This window comes from Streptomyces sp. NPDC058295, assembly GCF_042880655.1.
Classification (GTDB): Bacteria; Actinomycetota; Actinomycetes; order Streptomycetales; family Streptomycetaceae; genus Streptomyces; species Streptomyces coriariae.
Genome location: NZ_JBHVYO010000016.1, coordinates 115,464 through 133,040 on the forward strand (window position 1 = coordinate 115,464; position 17,577 = coordinate 133,040).

Annotated in this window: 24 protein-coding genes and 1 tRNA gene; 19 read left to right on the forward strand and 6 right to left on the reverse strand. The window is 70.4% G+C overall.

What is annotated here, in order from left to right:
* The first annotated feature begins 11 nt into the window (after positions 1-11).
* Positions 12-698, forward strand: coding sequence for a phosphotransferase (locus ACFVYS_RS19215; RefSeq protein ID WP_389503434.1), 687 nt, complete (start codon positions 12-14; stop codon positions 696-698).
* On the opposite strand, the gene ACFVYS_RS19220 is transcribed toward ACFVYS_RS19215, so the two are convergent.
* The 3 genes from ACFVYS_RS19220 to ACFVYS_RS19230 form a co-directional block, all read right to left on the reverse strand.
* Entirely contained in the window at positions 699-2,438 is a 1,740-nt protein-coding gene (locus ACFVYS_RS19220) for a serine/threonine-protein kinase (RefSeq protein ID WP_389503435.1), read from the reverse strand.
* A gap of 89 nt (positions 2,439-2,527) precedes the next feature.
* On the reverse strand, positions 2,528-2,974 hold the full coding sequence (locus ACFVYS_RS19225) for a nuclear transport factor 2 family protein (protein ID WP_389503436.1): 447 nt from the start codon (positions 2,972-2,974) through the stop codon (positions 2,528-2,530).
* Positions 2,975-3,015: 41 nt separating this feature from the next.
* Positions 3,016-4,065: an MBL fold metallo-hydrolase gene (locus ACFVYS_RS19230; protein ID WP_389503438.1), complete on the reverse strand. Its 1,050-nt coding sequence runs from the start codon at positions 4,063-4,065 to the stop codon at positions 3,016-3,018.
* Between the two features lie 386 nt (positions 4,066-4,451).
* On the opposite strand from ACFVYS_RS19230, the gene ACFVYS_RS19235 reads away from it, so the two are divergent.
* From ACFVYS_RS19235 to ACFVYS_RS19245, 3 genes are all read left to right on the forward strand, one after another.
* Positions 4,452-4,557, forward strand: a tRNA-OTHER gene (locus ACFVYS_RS19235).
* Positions 4,558-4,737: 180 nt separating this feature from the next.
* Positions 4,738-5,160 carry a hypothetical protein gene (locus ACFVYS_RS19240; protein WP_389503440.1) on the forward strand — a complete coding sequence of 141 codons (423 nt, stop codon included), beginning with the start codon at positions 4,738-4,740 and terminating at the stop codon, positions 5,158-5,160.
* 396 nt (positions 5,161-5,556) lie between these two features.
* On the forward strand, positions 5,557-6,486 hold the full coding sequence (locus tag ACFVYS_RS19245) for an HD domain-containing protein (protein WP_389503442.1): 930 nt from the start codon (positions 5,557-5,559) through the stop codon (positions 6,484-6,486).
* On the opposite strand, the gene ACFVYS_RS19250 is transcribed toward ACFVYS_RS19245, so the two are convergent.
* The 3 genes from ACFVYS_RS19250 to ACFVYS_RS19260 are packed head-to-tail and all read right to left on the reverse strand — an operon-like array spanning position 6,474 to position 8,026.
* Positions 6,474-6,944 carry an NUDIX hydrolase gene (locus ACFVYS_RS19250; RefSeq protein WP_389503444.1) on the reverse strand — a complete coding sequence of 157 codons (471 nt, stop codon included), beginning with the start codon at positions 6,942-6,944 and terminating at the stop codon, positions 6,474-6,476. The two genes, ACFVYS_RS19245 and ACFVYS_RS19250, sit on opposite strands and share 13 nt — an antisense overlap.
* A gap of 30 nt (positions 6,945-6,974) precedes the next feature.
* A complete protein-coding gene (locus ACFVYS_RS19255) occupies positions 6,975-7,292 on the reverse strand; it encodes a hypothetical protein (protein ID WP_389503446.1) in 318 nt (105 codons plus the stop codon).
* Positions 7,289-8,026 carry an XRE family transcriptional regulator gene (locus ACFVYS_RS19260; protein WP_389503448.1) on the reverse strand — a complete coding sequence of 246 codons (738 nt, stop codon included), beginning with the start codon at positions 8,024-8,026 and terminating at the stop codon, positions 7,289-7,291. The genes ACFVYS_RS19255 and ACFVYS_RS19260 overlap by 4 nt, the downstream gene beginning before the upstream one ends.
* Before the next feature lie 156 nt (positions 8,027-8,182).
* Between ACFVYS_RS19260 and ACFVYS_RS19265 the strand changes: the two genes are divergently transcribed.
* The 15 genes from ACFVYS_RS19265 (at position 8,183) to ACFVYS_RS19335 (ending at position 17,323) form a co-directional block, all read left to right on the forward strand.
* On the forward strand, positions 8,183-8,539 hold the full coding sequence (locus tag ACFVYS_RS19265; protein ID WP_362573488.1) for a hypothetical protein: 357 nt from the start codon (positions 8,183-8,185) through the stop codon (positions 8,537-8,539).
* A gap of 2 nt (positions 8,540-8,541) precedes the next feature.
* Positions 8,542-9,894: an FtsK/SpoIIIE domain-containing protein gene (locus ACFVYS_RS19270; RefSeq protein WP_389503450.1), complete on the forward strand. Its 1,353-nt coding sequence runs from the start codon at positions 8,542-8,544 to the stop codon at positions 9,892-9,894.
* An 81-nt stretch (positions 9,895-9,975) separates the two neighbouring features.
* Positions 9,976-10,140: a hypothetical protein gene (locus ACFVYS_RS19275; protein WP_389503452.1), complete on the forward strand. Its 165-nt coding sequence runs from the start codon at positions 9,976-9,978 to the stop codon at positions 10,138-10,140.
* Entirely contained in the window at positions 10,140-10,814 is a 675-nt protein-coding gene (locus ACFVYS_RS19280; protein WP_389503454.1) for a DUF2637 domain-containing protein, read from the forward strand. The genes ACFVYS_RS19275 and ACFVYS_RS19280 overlap by 1 nt, the downstream gene beginning before the upstream one ends.
* Before the next feature lie 21 nt (positions 10,815-10,835).
* Positions 10,836-11,027 carry a mobile element transfer protein gene (locus tag ACFVYS_RS19285; RefSeq protein WP_062641684.1) on the forward strand — a complete coding sequence of 64 codons (192 nt, stop codon included), beginning with the start codon at positions 10,836-10,838 and terminating at the stop codon, positions 11,025-11,027.
* Between the two features lie 11 nt (positions 11,028-11,038).
* Positions 11,039-11,194 carry a hypothetical protein gene (locus ACFVYS_RS19290; protein ID WP_020133124.1) on the forward strand — a complete coding sequence of 52 codons (156 nt, stop codon included), beginning with the start codon at positions 11,039-11,041 and terminating at the stop codon, positions 11,192-11,194.
* Positions 11,195-11,217: 23 nt separating this feature from the next.
* Positions 11,218-11,541 carry a SpdD-like protein gene (locus tag ACFVYS_RS19295; RefSeq protein ID WP_389503455.1) on the forward strand — a complete coding sequence of 108 codons (324 nt, stop codon included), beginning with the start codon at positions 11,218-11,220 and terminating at the stop codon, positions 11,539-11,541.
* Positions 11,542-11,633: 92 nt separating this feature from the next.
* Complete coding sequence (locus tag ACFVYS_RS19300; protein ID WP_389503456.1) at positions 11,634-12,185, forward strand: GGDEF domain-containing protein; 552 nt, start codon at positions 11,634-11,636, stop codon at positions 12,183-12,185.
* 85 nt (positions 12,186-12,270) lie between these two features.
* Entirely contained in the window at positions 12,271-12,453 is a 183-nt protein-coding gene (locus tag ACFVYS_RS19305) for a hypothetical protein (RefSeq protein ID WP_389503458.1), read from the forward strand.
* Positions 12,453-12,662, forward strand: coding sequence for a hypothetical protein (locus tag ACFVYS_RS19310; protein ID WP_362573510.1), 210 nt, complete (start codon positions 12,453-12,455; stop codon positions 12,660-12,662). Before ACFVYS_RS19305 ends, ACFVYS_RS19310 begins: the two co-directional genes overlap by 1 nt.
* Positions 12,659-14,038 (forward strand): replication initiator protein RepSA, encoded by a 1,380-nt coding sequence (gene repSA / locus ACFVYS_RS19315; protein WP_389503460.1) that lies wholly within the window; start codon positions 12,659-12,661, stop codon positions 14,036-14,038. The genes ACFVYS_RS19310 and repSA overlap by 4 nt, the downstream gene beginning before the upstream one ends.
* A 1-nt stretch (position 14,039) precedes the next feature.
* The gene (locus ACFVYS_RS19320; RefSeq protein ID WP_389503462.1) at positions 14,040-14,237 is read left to right on the forward strand and encodes a helix-turn-helix transcriptional regulator; all 198 of its coding nucleotides are present in this window, start codon (positions 14,040-14,042) and stop codon (positions 14,235-14,237) included.
* Positions 14,237-15,484 (forward strand): tyrosine-type recombinase/integrase, encoded by a 1,248-nt coding sequence (locus ACFVYS_RS19325; RefSeq protein WP_389503464.1) that lies wholly within the window; start codon positions 14,237-14,239, stop codon positions 15,482-15,484. Before ACFVYS_RS19320 ends, ACFVYS_RS19325 begins: the two co-directional genes overlap by 1 nt.
* 141 nt (positions 15,485-15,625) lie before the next feature.
* Positions 15,626-17,083: an aldehyde dehydrogenase gene (locus ACFVYS_RS19330; protein ID WP_389503465.1), complete on the forward strand. Its 1,458-nt coding sequence runs from the start codon at positions 15,626-15,628 to the stop codon at positions 17,081-17,083.
* 6 nt (positions 17,084-17,089) lie between these two features.
* Positions 17,090-17,323 (forward strand): ferredoxin, encoded by a 234-nt coding sequence (locus ACFVYS_RS19335; protein WP_389503467.1) that lies wholly within the window; start codon positions 17,090-17,092, stop codon positions 17,321-17,323.
* Positions 17,324-17,577 lie beyond the last annotated feature (254 nt).

Genomic DNA, 17,577 nt, shown 5'->3' on the forward strand with positions numbered 1-17,577 from the left:
ATGTTGTGACCATGACCCATACGGGGAGGGTGCCGGGCGGGCTGCCGACCGGGGTGCCGGGCGGGCTGCGGGGAGCGCTGCCGGGTCGGCTGCTCGGCTCGGGCCGAACGGCCGATGTGTACGAGATCGACGAGGCGTGGGTGCTGCGCCGCGACCGGGAGGGCCGGGAGGACTCGGCCGTCCTCGCGGCGGTGATGACACACGTGCGCCGACACGGCTACCCCGCACCCGCCGTACGGCCCTCCGGCGCACGCGCCGACCTGGTCATGGAGCGGCTGAACGGGCCGACGATGCTCCACGCGTTCGGGGCGGGCACGCTGGACGCCGAGGAGGCGGGGGCCGTCCTCGCCCGGCTGCTGCGCGAGCTGCACGCCCTGCCGGGACGGGTCTCGGCCGACGCCGGCATCCTGCACCTGGACCTCCACCCGGACAATGTGATCCTCACGCCCGACGGCCCCCGGGTGATCGACTGGGCCAATGCGGAGGAGGGCGATCCCGGGCTCGACTGGGGCATGTCCGCGGTGATCCTCGCCCAGGTGGCCGTCTCTCCCCAGCCCATCGCCGACCCCCGCGACCTCACCGAGGAGGGCCTGGCGGAGGCCCTGCGGAGGCGGGCGGCCAACCCGACGATGAGCCGTGAGGAGACGGAACTCCTCGTACCGGCCGCCGAGTTGATCAGGTCGACGGCCGGCCGCTGACTAGGCCGCCCGCCAGACCGTCATGTCCGCGGTCACGAACGCGATGTCCGGCAGCGCGGTCGACTTCACCTGGATCACGAGCAGTGCGATGTCCCCGGAGGGGTGCTTGACGCAGATCTCGCTGCCGGCCGCCGCCGCGGCGAGCGGGAGCCGGTGGCTCTTGGCGCCGGTGAGGACGATGCGGCACGAGTCGAGAGAGCCGCCGGGGTCGCCGTACAGCATGTTGAACACGCTGGTGTCGCTCTCCAGCGCGCAGCCGGTCTGCTTGCAGCTGAAGCGGATGTCGCCCTTGCTGTCCTCGCGCCGGACCGGCTCCTTGACGTCCAGTGAGGTCTTCGCGTCCAGCCACTGGAGGGGATACGCGGTGGCCTGCGGCGTCTTGGGCACGGTCGAGGAGGATCCCGACCCCTGTGATGTCCGGTCACCGGCCGCCGAGTCCGGCGCGGCTGTCGACGAGGAGCCCGGCGAGGGCGCCGAGGACCGTGCGGACCCGGACGGGCCGGGCGTCGAGGAGGCCCCGGCCGTGTCCCGGTGGCTGAGCCGGTCCGCCGCCTCCACGACCGTCCACGTCAGGCCGGTCAGCACCACCGCGCCCGCGGTCACGGCGGCGGCCGTGACCAGCGCGGTGCGCCGACGGCGGGCCGGCCGCCCGTCCGGCCGCGTGAGCTGCGACCGGACCGGCGCGATCAAGGGCATCGCATGGTGGGACATCCCGTGCGAGGCCATCGCGTTCGAGGGCACCGTGTGCTGGGTTTCGTGCTGCGGTGTCTTGTGCACCGGCGTCTTGTGCGAGGGCTGCGGGATCAGGGGCAGCGTGTGCACCGGGGTGGGATCGGGGACCGGAGACGGAACCGACACCTCCGGCCCGGTGACCTCCCGCCAGACGGCCGGCCCGGCGCCGTTGTCCGCGTCCCCGTCCAGGCGTCTCCTGCACCACGCGACGATCTCCGCAGGGGTGACCCGCTCCGCCGGATCGGCGGCCAGGCAGCGGGCGATCAGCGGACGGAGCGGTTCGGGCAGCAGGAACAGGTCGGGTTCCGAGTGCACGATCCGGTACAGCACGCTGACCGAGGGGCCGTCCCCGTACAGCGGCTCGCCCAGGGCCGCGAACGCCGCCGTCTGACCGAGCGCGAACACGTCGGTCGCCGCGGTGACCTCACTCGCGGTCGCCTGCTCGGGAGCCATGAACTGCGGTGTGCCGACGGCGAGGCCCGTGGCGGTGTTCGAGGTGACGTCGGAGGCCAGCGAGATGCCGAAGTCGATCACGCGCGGCCCGTCGGCGGCCAGCAGCACGTTCGACGGCTTCAGGTCCCGGTGCACGATCCCCGCATCGTGGATGGCCTGGAGCGCCTCCGCCACCCCCGCCATCAGCCACAGCACCGCGGGCACCGGCAGCGGCCCGCGCCGGGCGACCGCCTCCGCCAGCGAGGGGCCGGGCACGTACAGCGTGGCCAGCCAGGGAGGCACGCCGTCCGCGTCGGCGTCGATCAGCTCGGCGGTGTACGCGCCGCGGACCCGCCGGGCGGCTTTGATCTCCCGGCGGAACCGCCGCCGGAAGGCCGGGTCGTCGGCCAGCTCCGGGCGCACCACCTTGATCGCCAGCGGCCGGCCACCCTGTGTGTGCGACAGGTAGACCCGTCCCATGCCGCCCGCGCCGAGCCGGGCGGCGAGACGGTAACCGGCCACCAGCGGCGGATCGTCCGCCTGGAGTGGCTGGAACACCTCGGTCGCATGATTCATCGGCCCTCATCCCCCTCATGACCCTGGCCCCCCGGCCCGGCCCCCGGTCCCCGTGATCCGATGATCCGACGATCCGCGATTCGATCAAGTCAGCAGCCTACGCGGGGTGTCGGTCCGCCAAAGGGGAGGAACAGCACCCGGGTCTCCAGCAGCCACACCCCGTCGACCCGGCGGAACGCGTCCTGATAGTGCCCGACCTGGACGGGTGGCCCGGCGGGGACGACGCCGCCCTGGTAGCCGTCGACCCGGTACGTCGAGAAGTAGGAGGTGGCCAGGGCGGTGTCCGGTGCGGTCGCCGTGACGAGGACGTTCGACATGAGGCGGCGCGAGAGGCGTTCGACGGGACGCGAACCGAAGTGCTCCCGCAGCGCCGCCCGTCCCTTGACGAGCCGCCCGCCGGCCGGCCACTCCCAGGTGCCGTCCTCGGTGAACAGCTCGGCCGCCGAGTCGGGCCGACCGAGATCCAGTCGGTGGACGAAGTCGACGACGAGGCGCTCACAGGCGCGTTCGGCGAGCAGCCGCTGCAGGGGGTCCATGAGGGCGTTGGTATCAAGGAGGCCTCGCCGCCGCGAGCGATTTACACGGCCACGTACGTCACCGGGTCGCTCCCGGTCACCGCCTCCGCGCGTCCCTGCTTCACCAGTCGCCGTAGATGGGCCTCGGCCTCCGAGACCGCGATGTTCCGTGAACCGTAGGGGATCTGCGGCCAGGGCCGGTTCCACTCCATGCGTTCCGCGAGCTGCCAGGGGGTGAGGGGGGTGGCGAGGAGGGCGAGCAGACCGGTGAGACGGTCCTCGTGGTGGGTGAGCAACTCCCGTACGCGGAAGGGGGCGTCGGTGAAGGCGTACTGGTGGGCCGGGAGGATCTCCGCGGGGGCGAGCCGGCCGACGCGTTCGAGGGAGTCGAGGTAGTCGCCCAGGGGGTCGGTGACGGTGGCGTCGTCGGGATCCTCGTACAGACCGATGTGCGGGGTGATCTCCGGCAGCAGGTGGTCGCCGGAGAACAGGCGTCCGTGGCCCGGGAGTCGAGCGGGATGATCCTCCTCCAGGTGGAGGCAGACATGGCCGGGCGTGTGGCCCGGCGTCCAGATCGCGCGCAGCCGGCGGCCGGGCAGGTCGAGGAACTCACCCGGGACGATCTCGCGGTCGGGGAGGGCGGGCGCCAGGCCGGGGAAGGGGCGACGACGGCCGGGAGGCGTGCGGAGCGGGGCGATGTGCTCCTCGGGGGCACCGGCGGCGGTGAGCTTTGCCGCCATGTACGTGTACCAGCGCTCGGGACGCGTCTCGCGGGTCCGCCGCACGATCGAGGTGTCCGCCGCGTGCATCGCCACCCACGCCCCGGAGGCCTCCCGCACCTGGCCGGACAGGCCGTGGTGGTCGGGGTGGTGGTGCGTGATCACGACTCCGTACAGCTCCGAGACGGACGTGCCGCACGCGGTCAGCCCGGCGGTCAGCGCCTCCCAGGACGCCGGGTCGTCCCAGCCCGTGTCGATCAGGACCGGCCCACGATCGGTGTCGACGACGTACACCAGGGTGTGGCCCAGCGGGTTGTCCGGGATGGGCACCCGCAGCGAGCGGACACCGCCGCCGTGGTCGTACGTGGTGGGTTCGCCCTGACTGCTCTTCATCTGCCCTCCGTCACGCGGCCATTGCCCACTATAACTAGAACTGGTTTCAATGGGTGCTCAAGTCGACTGATGCGGTGGGGTGTTGGGCTGACCTGCGCTGATGTGAGCGCTACCTGTCAGCACTTGTCGACGCTGGCTACTGCCGGACGGCCCAGGGACGGCCCAGCGCTGATCGCCGCGAACCGCCCGCTCGACCGCTGGTGACCCCCATCGAGGACGCCCGCGTGAACCTCAGCCGACGAAAGCCAGCCACGGCGTCGGGCCGGCCAACCGACCAGGCGCGCGTATGCCTCGCCGCACCCCCACCGACTTCAGCCACGCTGTCTCTTTGCTCTGGCGGGCAGGTGCCGGGGCTGTGCCTCACGACCCTGCGGTACAGCCACATCTGGGTGCGACCAGGGGTACCGAGGCCGGCGGCGAGTCAAGCCGTCATCAATCTTCAAAACCGTCGTGGCAGCGATGTCACCGTGGGTTCAAATCCCACACCCACCGCAGGTGAACGGCCCCTGACCAGGTGAAACGGTCGGGGGCCGTTGTGCGTCGCGTTACCCGCTCGTCACCGTGCTTCCCCGCGGCTTCCCGCTCGATCGGGCACGGATGGGGCACGGCCTCAGATGCCAGCGCTTGCCATATTCCATGATGCTGCGTGGTCGCTGCCTCTACGCTGCGTCCATGCGAACCGTGTTCATGTTCCCTGTCGTGGATCGCGCCGAGGCGGTGGCCTGCCTCGACCAGCACCTGGCGGGGGGTGACGGGTCATGGACGTTCGCCGAGCGTGTCTACGTCGTGATCGATGACGAGGAGACTGGCTGCTTGTTCCGAGACTGGGAGCCGGACGAAGTGGCCCTTCTCGAAGCGGCTCTTGGGCATCGCCCCACCTGGGCAGTACAGGTTGACATATCCGGGCGAATCGACGGAACTGCTGAGGTGCGCGACCTCGCCGCTCTGCTGCTGAGGCGAGGCGGTGTCGCGTTCGACGACTACTCCGAGCACGCCTGGACATTGCAGGAGATCGAGTCCGGGGCCGAGATTGATGGCCTACGCTTCTTCGACTTCCGTGCGTACTACGAACGCCACCACCGACCTACGGCGTGAGGTCGGCGGAGCGGCTTTGGGCTGGAGCTGCTTTGGGGCGAGTGATCATGGCCCCGTAAGCTTCCGGCGCGTCGGGCAGTCTGTGGACCTGCCCGTTAAAGCACGACGTTGGGGCCATGATCTTAGAGGCTCGCCCCAAAGTGGCTGCCTAAAGCCGTGGAGCCGACCGTCCCAGCCACAGAGGGTGTCTCCCCCTTCATGCCCGCAGCCGCGAGCGCGCCGCCGGGCGCGGCCAGCCGGGGCGCAGACAGGAGGCAGGCCGCGCCGCAGAGGCGGCGCGCGCCCGCGCCGTGCGCGGGCCTTGATGAAGTAGGGAAAGTTGTACCGCGCCCATGATCGGAAACCAGTCGTTCGTGGCCTGTCGGCTCCGCGCTCGTCTCGGCTACCGTTCCGTTCATGCCTTCTGCACTGGACACGCCCCAGGGAGCAGCCGAACTCGCTGAGTCCCTGCTTCCTCAGCTCGGGAACCGCTGGTTGCACACTCAGGCTGTGGCCGCTCGGGCTCAGGAGGCAACTGGGGCTGTGTCCAAGGATGAGCGGGACCTCCTGGTTGCCGCCGCGTGGCTGCATGACATCGGCTATGCGCCTGAGCTACGTGACACGGGGTTCCATCCTCTTGATGGCGCTCGTCGTCTTGAGGCTCTGGGTGCGCCGGCACGGCTCGTGCGGCTGGTCGCTCATCACTCCGGAGCCGTGTATGAGGCGGAGCAGCGAGGGTTGTCGGCTGAGCTGGCTGTCTACGAGCGGGAAGACTCCCCGGTCCTTGATGCCCTGATCTTCGCTGACATGACGACTGGTCCCGCCGGGCAGTCCTTCGACTTCGACGCCCGGATCGACGAGATCTTGGTCCGCTACGAACCGGGCAGTGAAGTTCACAACGCGATCAGCAAGGCGCGTCCCTATCTTGGAGCTGCGGTGGGTCGGACGAAGCGTCGCGTCGCGGCTTTCACCTCGCTGCCGCCCAGTCAGCGGGCGATGATTGACGGCAGCGGTTGGTGGCCGCCGACGCTCTTTGCTGTGGAGCATCAGGATGTGGAGCTGTTGGCTGGGCTCCTTGACGCCGGTGCTGACCCGGACGAAGGCAACGTTTTCACGCCCCTGACGCACGCCGTCGGGACGGAAGGAGACGTGGCGGTGCAGAGCGGTAAACCGCTCACTGTGGCAACCACCGCAGTGCTCCTCGCGTACGGCGCTGACCCGGCCCGGCCGGACTCAACTGGTGCGACCCCTGTACAGGTAGCCGAGCACTACAACCACGCCCCTGCGCTCCGGTTGTTGCGTCGACACCTGTCGGATGATCGGGCGGGGCACTCTCAGCCGATGTAGGGCTCTGCCCGGCCAGCCAACCCGTGCTCGATCCGCATCCGCATGGACGGGTGGATGTTCAGCTCGTCCAGCCTGCTCGGCTCGACGAACGCGACTTCCTTGCTCTCGCTGCTCGTCTGCGGCCGGCCGCCGATGATGCGGGCGTGGAAGCAGATGGAGAACTGCTGGCGGACCTCGCCGTCGTCGTACGCCATGACGTGCCCGGGGTTCGTGTAGATCCCGATCAGCCCGGTCACCTCTACGTCGAACCCGGTCTCTTCCTTCGTCTCGCGTACGGCCGCACTCGGAGCCGACTCGCCGAGATCGATGCCGCCACCGGGGAGGGCCCAAAGGTCGTTGTCCGTCTTGTGGATCAACAGGACCTCCCCGGCCTCGTTACGGGCCACCGCGGTCACGGAGGGGACGAGGCTGTTCGCCTTCGGGGCGTTGGGGTCGTTGAAGTAGTCGATGCGGGCCATGCGTCTAGCCTCGCACGAGTGCCAACGCGGTCAGGTTCGCTGCGCGGCGGATCCGAGGTCTCTCCCGTCCAGGACCTCGATGGCCACGATGGCCGTCGCGGTCGGATCGAGATTGAGCCAGACCACGGGTTCGTCGTGCTCCGTCAGTTCGCAGAGGTAGGGAGTGGGCGAACCTTGTGGTGCTGTCAGGAGGTTGCGGCAGGTCGGCGAGCAGGTGCATACGCCGTGGTACCGCAAGGTTGGTACCTGCTCGATCAGGACCGTCTCTTCGGGGTCGAGCAGGCGCAGGATGTCGGCCGTCAACTCGGGGAAGACATCCGCGAGCAGCGGTAGACCATCGGCGGTCACGGCACCACGGGAGTTCCGCGCTCCCAGGTGTAGTCGAAGCTCCGCATGTAGTGGCGGAAGGTGCGGGCGCCCGGAATGTAGCGGAAGTGCAGTACCGGGTTCTGCCCGGCGGGAGCTCCGAGCACGTGCGGGTTCACCAACACGTCGTCGTCGAACCGGTAGATCGAGTTGTAGAGGATCGTGTCGTGCAGCCGGACCTCGACGCCCGGCGTCTTCATCGCCGGTTCGAGGTAGCGCCGGGTGATCCGGGCACGTGCCGCCAGGTCATCGCCTATGCCTTCCTCTTCGCCGCGCTGGCGGACCATCTCCGAGTCGGGGTCGCCGAGGAGGACCCGGACCTGGGCTCCGGCCTTGGCCTTGTCGGCCAACTCGTATGGCAGGTCCGGGTGGTTGTCGAAGAGGAACAGCCCCGCGTACACGAGGATGTCCACCTGGTCCGACGCCTTCTCGATGAGCGATGACCACAGCGCGGCCGGTACCGCGCCCCGGTGCGGGTAGTACGTGATCAGCTCGGACGTGCTCGCCGTCTCGGCCTGCTTCTCGACGGCGGGCCACAGGTAGACCTCATCGACGCCGAGGAAGCCTGCGGCCTTCCAGCGGTGACCCCGGTGCGGCGTGCGATCGGTCGTGATCCAGCGCTCCACGCTCTTGGGGTCGACCCCGACGTGCTGAGCCACGGACTGGATGGTCTCGCCCTTCGCCGAAATCGCCGCGCGCAGACGCTCGTTCGCCATGGCTTGCCCTTCCTCGGACGCTTCAGGGACGTTTTGACGATAACTCAGACGTCCCTAAACGTCCAAACGGACCGTGATGTGTCCACCCCGTCTCGCGGTCTCCTGATCTCACCGACGGGAGTCGGTCAACAGCCCGCTACAACAGGAGACAAGACGATGCGTCAGATCCCCGTGGACACTTCCACCGCGACCGTGATGGTCGCCAAGACCCCGCAGCCCAAGGTCAAGGACCGCCGCACCGGTGAGATCGCCACCGACATGGAGACCGGCGCGAAGATGATGACCGTGGACGTGATGTTCGCGGCGAACGACGAGGTGGAGATCCTGTCCATCGCGGTCCCGGAGCCGGGTATCTCCGGTGAGCTGGCCATGGGCACCCCGGTCGCGCTCACGGGCCTGGTCGCCCGGCCGTGGGAGAACGACTTCAACGGTCAGAAGCGGCACGGGATCGCCTTCCGTGCGGTCGCCGTCACCTCGCTGGTCGCCGCTGCCGCGCAGTCCAAGGCGGCCTGATCATGACCGCCTTAACGGTCGCTCTGGTGCTGGTCGTCGCCGCTGCCGGTCTCCTGCGGTGGCGGCGTCCCGCCTGGTACTGGATGACCTTCGGCGTCACCCTCGCCACGCTGCGGGTCCTGGTCCGCTACGCCTCCGTCATGGACGCCTGCGGGCTGACGGTCCCGCCCTCGCGCTGGCGGCTCGCCCTGGCCCGGGTCACAGGCCGGGACGTCCCGCAGTCCCGCCCGCCGCGTATCCTGCGCCTGCGCCCGACCCGGACCGGCCTCGTCCTGAGGCTGAGTCTTCGGCCCGGACAGGATGCCTTCGACGTCGCCGCCTCTTCGGACAGGCTCCGGCACTCGTTCTCGATGTACGGGGTCACCTCGCGTGAGGTGCGCTCCGGGGTCGTGGAAGTGCGGATGACCGGCTATGACGTGCTCAAGCGGGTGCAGATGCCCGCCAAACTCGACAGCCGCCCGATGCGGGTTCCGGTCGCCCTGCGCGAGGACGGCTCGGTCCACTACCGCGACTACCGGGCCGTCCCGCACGCCCTGACCCTCGGTGCCACGGAGTCCGGGAAGTCGGTCTATCAGCGCAACCTGGTGGCCGGGCTCGCGCCGATGGACGTCGCCCTGGTCGGCATCGACTGCAAGCAGGGCGTCGAGCTGTTCCCCCTCGCCCGCCGCTTCTCCGCCCTCGCCGACAACCCCGACACCGCCGCCGCGCTGCTGGACGCGCTCGTGTCCCGCATGGAGGGCGTCTACCAGGTCATCCGCGCCGAACAGCGCATCACCTCCGCCATCGCGGACGCGGAGATAGCCGCCGACATCTGGGACCTGCCCGAACGCCTGCGGCCCGTGCCGGTCGTGGTCCTGGTCGACGAGGTCGCCGAACTCGCCCTGGCCACGAAGAAGAGCGACCCGCGCCGGGACCGGATCATCAAGGCCCTGGTCCGCCTCGCCCAGCTCGGCCGCGCGGCCGGCATCTACCTCGAGATCTGCGGGCAGCGCTTCGGCTCCGAACTCGGCGACGGCATCACCATGCTCCGGGCCCAGCTCACCGGCCGCACCGCCCACCGGGTCAACGACGAGACGAGCGCCAAGATGGCCTTCGGCGACATCTCCCCGGACGCCGTGCTGGCCGCCATCCAGATCCCCGCCGAACTGCGCGGGGTCGCCATCGCCGGGGACTCCACCGGAGGCTGGCACCGCATCCGCGCCCCGCACACCTCCCTGCGCCAGGCCGTCAACACCTGCAACCGGCACGCCCACCGGACCCCGGACCTGCCCGAACTCGCGCCCTTCCGGCCCGAGCTGACCGGCACCGCCCCGGCCGTCGAGCAGCCGGTCAAGGCCGCTCCCGTCACGGCCTGATCCCTCCCGCTTCACGGTCGGCGTGACCGCCTTCGCGCCCGGTCCGTACCACTGCCATGCCCTGATGAAGGGAGAACCCTCATGTGCCCCGACTGCGAGGACTTCGCCCGCACGGTCCTGCTGCTCGGCCAACTCGCCCTGTACGCCGACACCATCGGCGCGGACCTCGACTTCGTCGACGCCATCAGCCCCGCCCTGGCCGCTTCGCTCCCCGAGCCGCCCGCCGTTCCCGGTGAGGAGTCCTGATGGCCGCCCGTCACGGTCTGCGCGTAGACGCCGTTCTGGTCCAGGCCGTCATCGCCGGAGCCTTGTCCTTCGCCCACCTGCACGACCTGGCTGCCGCTGCCGGGCAGGACGGCTGGAAGGCGTGGGCCTACCCGATCAGCGTGGACCTGCTCCTGGTCGCCGCCTGGCGACGGCTCCGGAGCGAGGGCCCGTCGCGGCTTGCCTGGTGCTGGTTCGTGATCGCCCTGTGTGCCTCGCTCGGCGCGAACGTCGCGACCGCCGGGTTCCTCGACCTGGCCGACCCGCCCGCCCTTCTCCGCCTCGGCATCGCCGGATGGCCCGCCCTCGCCTTCCTCGGCGGAACCCTCCTCGCCCACTCCGCCGACCACCACACACCCACCCCGCCGGCACCCGCCCCGGCCCCTGAACCCGACGCCGTCACCGACCCCGAGCCGGTTCCCGAGTCCGTGCCCGTGCTGGAGCCGGAACCCTCGCCCACCCCGGTGGAAGAGCCCCCGGCCCTGCCGCCCGCCGACCCGGCACCCGCGGTTCCCGCCGTTCTCGTCGACCACGCCCGCAAGGTCGCCGACGAATACCGCGACCGGACCGGCGGCCCGATCGACACCGACACCCTGCGCGCCCGCCTCGGCGTCCCGCCCCACCTCGCCGACGCCATCGCCGCCCAGCTCGCCTGACTCGAAGGGAGAACCACCGCCATGCCTGCCCGAGACAACTTCCACTCGGTGATGCGGATCGGCCCCGTGCAGATCGGCACCCACCGCGACCGCAACGGCCGGACCAAGCACGCCGCCGTCTGCACCGCCGACCGCTGCGGCTGGTCCGCCGACTACTCCAGCGGCACCGCCGCCCAGCTCGCCGCCCGCACCCATCGCTGCCGCGTCCGCTAGGAGATACCGCCATGCAGGTCCCGCTCTGGTTCGCCCTCGCCGTCGTCGGTTACCTCGGCTGCAAGCTCTTCCGCCCGCCGCTCTGGCTGGTCCTGGTGCTGCTCCTCGGCGGCTACCTCATCGCCGACAGCCTGCTCGCCCCGGTCATCGACACCGCCGTCAAGTAGCCACCTGAGAAGGGAGATCCGCCATGCTCCGCCCGAAGATCCCCACCATGCCCACCCCGACCGGGCTCGTCTCGCGGCCGGTCGTCGTGGAGCCGACCGCCGTCATCCAGCACGCCCCCGTCACCCCCGCCCCGGCCCCTGCCGCTCAGTCCCCGGCGTCGTCGCGGCCCACGGTGCAGCTCACTCCGGGGTCCGTGCTCGCCCTGGTTGGCGGCGGCACTGCCGTGGTCCTGGTCGTCGGCACGGTTCTCGTCTCGATGCTCCTGGCGGTCGCCGTCACCGCCGCCTCGGTCGCCGTCTGCGCCCTGGTGATCCGCTCGCTCGTCTCCTCCCAGCACCACCGCTGAAAGGTCCCGGGGGCGTCGCACAAGCCGCCAAGCACGCCGCCGTCTCTGGGACCGCGTTCCGGTACGCCAACCGCATCGCCAAGGAGAACGCCATGGACCCGCACACCACCGTGAGCATCCTGCCGTTACTCGGCTGGGCCGTGCACAGCAGTGTTCTTGCCCGCCGCCTCGCCTGCGCCCGCCGCGACCCGCTCACCGGCCTGCACACCCGCGCCGGATGGAGCGACCGCGCCGAGCACCTCATCCGCCGGCACCCGAACGTCGCCGTGCTCCTGGTCGACCTCGACCACTTCAAGACCCTGAACGACACCCACGGCCACGCCGCCGGGGACGCCGCCCTCGTCGCCACCGCCGACCGGCTGCGCACCTGGTGCGGACACACCGGCATCCCGGGCCGCCTGGGCGGCGACGAATTCGTCGCCATCGTCCGGAACTTGGCCGCCACGGACCTCGAGGCGCTCACCGCCGCACTTCACCGGCCGCTGCACTACGACGGGATGTCGCTGCCGCTGGCCGCCTCTGTCGGGGCCTGCCACATCTCCGAGCTTCCGGTGCCCGTCCTGACCGATGCGCTCGCCGCCGCCGACGCGGCCATGTACGCCGCGAAAGGCCGTGGCCGCCGGGGCTCCCGCACTACTCGCTGAGAGGCCACCGGGTGGCGCACAAGCCGCCAAGCACGCCGCCACCCGGGGCCGTTCCTTCCAACCGCAATCGAAAGGAACCACCATCATGGCCCACCACACCCCGCCCCCGCCGAGGATCTGCCCGGCCTGCCACGGCTTCGCCTCCGCCGCCGTCACCCTCGGCGGCCGCGACCACCGTGGCCACCTGCGCACCATCACCGCGCACTGCCCCGCCTGCCAGGGCGCTGGCACCGCCCGCCGCGTGTACCGGCAGGGGGTGAACGTCTGATGCCCCGCCGCTGGAGCCTCGGACCCGACCGGATCCTGTCCGACGGACTGGACGGCGACTTCGACCGACTGAAGAAGACCGCCAAGGCACACGAGCTGCACGACACCGGCCGCAACGCAAAGCCTTCTCGCGGTCGCTCCGCTGACGAAGCATCCGGTCCCGCCAGCCGCCAGGCCAACACCCCGCAGAAGCGAGGCTGGCTGCGTTGACGCGCGACACGCTGCTCGACCCGACCACCCTCGGCGACCTGCTGAGGGTGGCTTCGGCGTCCGACTACGACCGCTGGGAAGACCAGATCCGCCGCACCGGCGGCTGCGCCGACCCGATCCACCTCACTGGCTGGACCCTCACCAAGGACAAGACCACCGGCGAGACCCTGCACCACTACTCCACCGAGAACGAGCCCGGCGGACGCCTCCGCCTCGCCTGCGGCAACCGCCGCGCCTCCCGCTGCCCCTCCTGCGCCTGGACCTACGCAGGCGACACCTACCACCTCATCCGCGCCGGACTCGTCGGAGACGACCGCCGCGACATCCCCGCCACCGTCCGCGACCATCCCCGCGTCTTCGCCACCCTCACGGCTCCGTCCTTCGGCCGCGTCCACAACCGGCCCGACCGGGGCGTCTGCCGCTGCGGCACCCACCATGCCGCCGACGACCCTGCCCTCGGCACTGCCCTCGACCCGGACACGTACGACTACGAGGGTGCGGTCCTGTTCAACAACCACGCCGGACAGCTCTGGCAGCGCTTCACCAACCGGCTCCGCCGCGAGATCGCCGCCCGCGCCGGTCTCTCCCAACGCGAGCTGAAGGAAGCCGCCCGAGTCTCCTACGGCAAGGTCGCCGAGTTCCAAAAGCGCGGAGCCCTGCACTTCCACGCCGTCATCCGCATCGACGGCCCCGACGGCCCGAACACCCCGCCCCCGGCCTGGGCAACCGTCGACCTCCTCACCGACGCCATCCAGGCCGCCGCCACCCACTCCTACACCTCGGTCTCGGTACCCGCCGCCGAGGGCCAGCCCGCCCGGACGTTCCGATGGGGCCGACAGCTCGACGTCCGCCCGGTCAAGGCCTTCGGCGACGGCTCCGACATCACCGAACAGGCCGTCGCCTCCTACGTCGCCAAGTACGCCACCAAAGCCGCCGAGAACACCGGCACCCTCGACCGCCGCATCGGCGAACTCTCCGAACTCGACCGCCACGGCGTGCCCGACCACGCCCGCCGACTCATCCAGGCCTGCAAGGAACTCGACCCGCTCTACCCCGACCGCCGCCTGTGGGCCTGGGCCCACATGCTCGGCTTCCGCGGCCACTTCTCCTCAAAGTCCCGCCGCTACTCCACCACCCTCGGCGAACTCCGCCAGACACGTGCCGACTACCGCGCCGCCCAGGAGCACGCCGCCCTCGGCCTCGAGGACCAGGAGCCGGACACCGTCCTCGTCCTGGCCGACTGGCAGTACGCCGGACACGGCCACACCCCCGGAGAATCCGCCCTCGCCGCCACCATCGCCCGCGGCCTCCAGGCCAACCGCGAAACAGCCCGCGAAGCCCTACGCGACCTGCCAACCGACGAAAGGGAGTGGTGACATGCCCTCCGAGTTGCCCAACCGCTTCCTGACGCCTGACGACCTGGTGGAGATGTTCGAGCTGCCCAGCGTCGAGACGGTCTACCAGTGGCGTCGCAAGCGCACCGGTCCCCGCGGCTTCCGCGTCGGCCGGCATCTGCGCTTCGACCCAAACGACGTGCGGGCCTGGGTGGACAACCAGCTTGGGGAGGCTGCCTGATGGCCGGGCATGTTCAGGATCGCTGGTTCCGCATGGAAGCCAGCCCGGACGGCAAGCCGCGCAAGGTCAAGGCCGACCGTCATGGACTCGGCCTGCGCTACCGGGCCCGGTACGTCGGACCGGACGGCACCGAGAAGTCGAAGAGCTTCCCCGATGGCAAGAAGCGGCTCGCTGACCAGTGGCTCGCGGGCATCGAGGCGGACATGTCGCGGGGCCAGTACCTCGACCCCGAGGCAGGGAAGGTCACCTTTCAGCAGTACGCCACCGAGTGGCTGGCCGGGCAGACGACCGACCCGACGACTCGCGAGAACACGGAGCGTCGCCTTCGGCTCCATGCCTTCCCGTACCTCGGAAGCCGTCCCCTCTCCTCGCTCCAGCCGTCCGACATGCGAGCCTGGATACGCAAGCTGGAGGACGCGGGAAGTGCCGGTTCGTCCCGCCGTGTGATCTTCGGGAACGTGTCGGCGGTGCTGGCTGCCGCTGTCGACGACGGTCGCCTCGCCCGCAATCCCTGCGGGGCGCGCTCGGTCCGGCGCCCGAAGCCCGCCCCTGGTCGTGTCGCTCCGTGGTCTGCGGACCGTGTGTTCGCCGTGCGGCAGGGGCTGCCCGACTGGTACCGGGCCATGGTCGACGTCGGAGCTGGTTGCGGACTTCGGCAAGGGGAGATCTTCGGGCTGGCCGTCGACGAGGTGGAGCCGCTGTCCGGCGTTCTGCACGTCACCCACCAGGTCAAGGTGGTGGACCGGAAGCTGGTCTTCGCTCCGCCGAAGAACGGCAAGCTCCGGGATGTGCCGCTGCCGGACTCGGTCGCCTCCGCGCTCGCCGAGCACATGACGGCCTTCCCGCCGGCCGAAGTCACGTTGCCGTGGATGCGCCCCGACGGCGAGCCGGTGACCAGGCTCCTGTACTTCACCGGTGCTGAGGGTGGGGCAGTCTGGCGCAACGCCTTCAACGCGCATGCCTGGAAGCCTGCGCTCGCCGCAGCGGGAGTGATCCCCAAGCCTGGGCCGGGGGAGCGGTACAAGGAAGCCCGCGAGGACGGCATGCACGCGCTTCGGCACTTCTACGCCTCGGTGCTCCTCGACTCCGGGGAGAGCATCAAGGCCCTGAGTGCCTACCTCGGTCACGCCGACGCCGGGTTCACGCTGCGCACCTACACCCACCTCATGCCGAGCAGCGAGACGCGTACGCGGAAGGCCGTCGACGAGATGTACCGGACGGCCCGCAGGCCCCCGACGGCCCCCTGACGGCCCCCGCTTTCCGCGCCCGCCCCTGATCATCGGGAAACCGCTGGTCAGGGGCATTCTCGTGCTGTCCGTGGACTACTTTAACTAGAACTGGTATCAGTTTCTGAAACACCGTCAGAAACGTAGACGAAGGCAGTGGCCATGGCCGAGCTCGTGGAACACGGACAGCTGTTCATCGGCGGGGAACTGACCGACCCCCTGGGCAAGGACGTCATCGAGGTCGTCTCGCCGCACACCGAGGAGGTCATCGGGCGGGTGCCGCACGCGTCGGCCGGCGATGTGGACCGGGCGGTGGCCGCGGCGCGGCGGGCCTTCGACGAGGGGCCCTGGCCCCGGTTGTCGCTCGACGAGCGGATCGCCGTCGTCACCCGTATCAAGGACGGCATCGCGCTGCGGCACGAGGAGATCGCGCGGGTGATCTCCTCCGAGAACGGCTCCCCTTACTCCTGGAGCGTCCTCGCGCAGGCCCTCGGCGCGATGATGGTGTGGGACGCGGCGATCACCGTCGCGCGCGGCTTCACCTTCGAGGAGCGGCGCGACGGCGTGCTCGGGAAGATCCTCGTGCGGCGCGAGCCCGTGGGGGTGGTCGCGGCCGTCGTCCCCTGGAACGTCCCGCAGTTCGTCGCGGCCGCCAAGCTCGCGCCCGCGCTGCTCACCGGCTGCGCGGTGGTGCTGAAGCCCTCGCCGGAGTCGCCGCTGGACGCGTATCTGCTGGCCGAGATCGCGCGGGAGGCGGGGCTGCCGGAGGGCGTGCTGTCGATCCTGCCGGCGGACCGTGAGGTGAGCGAGTACCTGGTCGGGCATCCGGGCGTCGACAAGGTGTCGTTCACCGGCTCGGTCGCGGCCGGCAAGCGGGTCATGGAGGTGGCGTCCAGGAACCTGACGCGCGTGACCCTGGAGCTCGGCGGCAAGTCGGCGGCCGTCGTCCTGCCGGACGCGGACATCGCCACGTCCGTCCCCGGGATCGTCTCGGCCGCCTGGATGAACAACGGGCAGGCCTGTGTGGCCCAGACCCGCATCCTTCTGCCGCGCTCGCGCTACGACGAGTTCGCGGACGCCTTCACCGCCGCGGCGGCCGCGCTGGTCGTCGGCGACCCGCTGGACCCGGCGACCCAGGTCGGTCCGCTGGTGGCGCGGCGGCAGCAGCGCCGGAACCTCGACTACATCCGGATCGGGCAGGAGGAGGGCGCGAAGATCCTCACGGGCGGAGGGCGTCCGCCGGGTCTGGAGCGCGGCTGGTACGTGGAACCGACTCTGTTCGGTGACGTCGACAACTCCATGCGGATCGCCCGCGAGGAGATCTTCGGGCCGGTGATCTGCCTGCTGCCCTACGGCGACGAGTCCGAGGCGCTGCGGATCGCGAACGACTCCGACTACGGGCTCAGCGGCAGCGTGTGGACGGCCGACGTCGAGCACGGCATCGAGGTCGCCCGGCAGGTCCGTACCGGGACGTACTCGGTGAACACCTTCAGCCTCGACATGCTCGGGCCGTTCGGCGGCTACAAGAACTCCGGGCTGGGGCGGGAGTTCGGGCCCGAGGGCTTCGGCGAGTACCTCGAGCACAAGATGATCCACCTGCCGGCGGGATGGGAGGGCTGACGGGCCATGGGGGATCGCTGGCACGTCGAGGTGGACCGGTCCCTGTGCATCGGATCCGCCCAGTGCGTCCACCACGCGCCCGACGGCTTCCGGCTCGACACCGCGCGCCAGTCCCATCCGGCCGACCCCGACCTGGACGCCAACGAGCGGGTGCTGGCGGCGGCGGAGAGCTGCCCGGTGGAGGCGATCATGATCACGCTGGTGGGCAGCGGGGAGGCGGTGTTCCCGCCGGAGGAGTGAAGAAAATTCCCGATAGGGTATTGCGTCATGTTTAGGACGTTTTATCCTGGTAGTGGCCTACGAGGCGAATGAGGGGGTCCGACCGGAGTAGCCGACTTCTGCGTGACGCGAAGGCATCCGCTGAGGCCGACGTCGACGGACGGACCGAGGGACCTGAAGGTCGCGGGACAGGATCTGAAGGAAACCCTCGTCGTCTCGTAGGTCCCTTGCGTGCGTCCTGCCTGTTGTGCGCTCTGCTCGCGTGCCCTGCCCGT

Excerpts from the sequence above, each read along its gene's own strand:
- ACFVYS_RS19215 (WP_389503434.1), top strand. The coding sequence starts at position 12 with ATGACCCATACGGGGAGGGTGCCGGGCGGGCTGCCGACCGGGGTGCCG.
- ACFVYS_RS19220 (WP_389503435.1), bottom strand. The coding sequence starts at position 2,438 with ATGAATCATGCGACCGAGGTGTTCCAGCCACTCCAGGCGGACGATCCG.
- ACFVYS_RS19225 (WP_389503436.1), bottom strand. The coding sequence starts at position 2,974 with ATGGACCCCCTGCAGCGGCTGCTCGCCGAACGCGCCTGTGAGCGCCTC.
- ACFVYS_RS19230 (WP_389503438.1), bottom strand. The coding sequence starts at position 4,065 with ATGAAGAGCAGTCAGGGCGAACCCACCACGTACGACCACGGCGGCGGT.
- ACFVYS_RS19240 (WP_389503440.1), top strand. The coding sequence starts at position 4,738 with ATGCGAACCGTGTTCATGTTCCCTGTCGTGGATCGCGCCGAGGCGGTG.
- ACFVYS_RS19245 (WP_389503442.1), top strand. The coding sequence starts at position 5,557 with ATGCCTTCTGCACTGGACACGCCCCAGGGAGCAGCCGAACTCGCTGAG.
- ACFVYS_RS19250 (WP_389503444.1), bottom strand. The coding sequence starts at position 6,944 with ATGGCCCGCATCGACTACTTCAACGACCCCAACGCCCCGAAGGCGAAC.
- ACFVYS_RS19260 (WP_389503448.1), bottom strand. The coding sequence starts at position 8,026 with ATGGCGAACGAGCGTCTGCGCGCGGCGATTTCGGCGAAGGGCGAGACC.
- ACFVYS_RS19265 (WP_362573488.1), top strand. The coding sequence starts at position 8,183 with ATGCGTCAGATCCCCGTGGACACTTCCACCGCGACCGTGATGGTCGCC.
- ACFVYS_RS19270 (WP_389503450.1), top strand. The coding sequence starts at position 8,542 with ATGACCGCCTTAACGGTCGCTCTGGTGCTGGTCGTCGCCGCTGCCGGT.
- ACFVYS_RS19275 (WP_389503452.1), top strand. The coding sequence starts at position 9,976 with ATGTGCCCCGACTGCGAGGACTTCGCCCGCACGGTCCTGCTGCTCGGC.
- ACFVYS_RS19280 (WP_389503454.1), top strand. The coding sequence starts at position 10,140 with ATGGCCGCCCGTCACGGTCTGCGCGTAGACGCCGTTCTGGTCCAGGCC.
- ACFVYS_RS19285 (WP_062641684.1), top strand. The coding sequence starts at position 10,836 with ATGCCTGCCCGAGACAACTTCCACTCGGTGATGCGGATCGGCCCCGTG.
- ACFVYS_RS19290 (WP_020133124.1), top strand. The coding sequence starts at position 11,039 with ATGCAGGTCCCGCTCTGGTTCGCCCTCGCCGTCGTCGGTTACCTCGGC.
- ACFVYS_RS19295 (WP_389503455.1), top strand. The coding sequence starts at position 11,218 with ATGCTCCGCCCGAAGATCCCCACCATGCCCACCCCGACCGGGCTCGTC.
- ACFVYS_RS19300 (WP_389503456.1), top strand. The coding sequence starts at position 11,634 with ATGGACCCGCACACCACCGTGAGCATCCTGCCGTTACTCGGCTGGGCC.
- ACFVYS_RS19305 (WP_389503458.1), top strand. The coding sequence starts at position 12,271 with ATGGCCCACCACACCCCGCCCCCGCCGAGGATCTGCCCGGCCTGCCAC.
- ACFVYS_RS19310 (WP_362573510.1), top strand. The coding sequence starts at position 12,453 with ATGCCCCGCCGCTGGAGCCTCGGACCCGACCGGATCCTGTCCGACGGA.
- ACFVYS_RS19320 (WP_389503462.1), top strand. The coding sequence starts at position 14,040 with ATGCCCTCCGAGTTGCCCAACCGCTTCCTGACGCCTGACGACCTGGTG.
- ACFVYS_RS19325 (WP_389503464.1), top strand. The coding sequence starts at position 14,237 with ATGGCCGGGCATGTTCAGGATCGCTGGTTCCGCATGGAAGCCAGCCCG.
- ACFVYS_RS19330 (WP_389503465.1), top strand. The coding sequence starts at position 15,626 with ATGGCCGAGCTCGTGGAACACGGACAGCTGTTCATCGGCGGGGAACTG.
- ACFVYS_RS19335 (WP_389503467.1), top strand. The coding sequence starts at position 17,090 with ATGGGGGATCGCTGGCACGTCGAGGTGGACCGGTCCCTGTGCATCGGA.